This window comes from Candidatus Pelagibacter communis, from assembly GCF_001180205.1.
GTDB lineage: Bacteria > Pseudomonadota > Alphaproteobacteria > Pelagibacterales > Pelagibacteraceae > Pelagibacter > Pelagibacter ubique_O.
Window position 1 is genome coordinate 1 of record NZ_CVSU01000002.1, and the last position, 918, is coordinate 918.

2 pseudogenes are annotated in these 918 nt (G+C 32.1%); one reads left to right on the top strand and one right to left on the bottom strand.

The annotated features are described in order from the left end of the window. Positions 1 to 517: pseudogene (locus AMO08_RS00010) on the bottom strand (ABC transporter substrate-binding protein); the annotation flags it as partial. A 181-nt stretch (positions 518 to 698) separates the two neighbouring features. Between AMO08_RS00010 and AMO08_RS00015 the strand changes: the two are divergent. Then, positions 699 to 918: pseudogene (locus tag AMO08_RS00015) on the top strand (aminotransferase class III-fold pyridoxal phosphate-dependent enzyme); the annotation flags it as partial.

Genomic DNA, 918 nt, shown 5'->3' on the forward strand with positions numbered 1-918 from the left:
CACCTTCTTCAGGATCCATTTGGATAATATCCATTTTACCTCTGTCAGCACCAACAACTTTCATACTTTCATCAAAAACGTATTCAGCCATTGTTCCTAATGGAACAGCAACTTTTTTACCTTCTAATTCAGTAGCGTTTGCTTTTGTAATTCCAGAAGCGTTGGATGTAACACAAGTAGTTCCACCCATTCCGTATTCCATAGCAATATCAACTAATTTGATAGGTGCATTAGATTTTACAGCATTGATAAAAGGTACTAATCCTTGTGAGTAAGAAATATCGATATCTCCTGCTAACATTGCATCAGTCATTGCTCCACCATTAGTGAAATTTGTCCATTTTACTGGAACACCAAGAGCTTTAGCAAAATTCTTTTTCTGCATGTCTTCTAAATTTGGGCTTGGCCATTCTAGAAAATATGCAACTCTAACTTCATTTGCAGCTGAATTAGCAACTGAAATTGATAGGTTAAGTGCAAAAATAGATCCTAGAATAAAACTTAGTATTTTTTTCATTTATTCCCCTATGTTTAATTAATTAAATTCCGCATATTTAAATTCAAATCGTCTCCGAAGTAAAACAAAAAAGAAGGTTTATACAATCATTGGTTGTGTCAATAATGTGGTAGTTAATCCATTTATTTTAGTCTAAAGAGGCTTTAAGATTAAATTAAAATATTTTTAGAAAGAAATTTTTATGAGCACACAAAACAAAACAGCAATTCCAAATTCTTTAAATGAACACTGGATGCCATTTACATCTAATAAAGACTTTAAAGAGAACCCAAGATTAATTGTTGAAGCTAAAGGTGTGTATTTAAAAAACCATCAAGGTCAAACACAGATTGATGCAAGCTCAGGATTGTTTTGTAATCCTTTAGGGCATGGTAGAGAAGAAATAATTGAAGCAATAACAA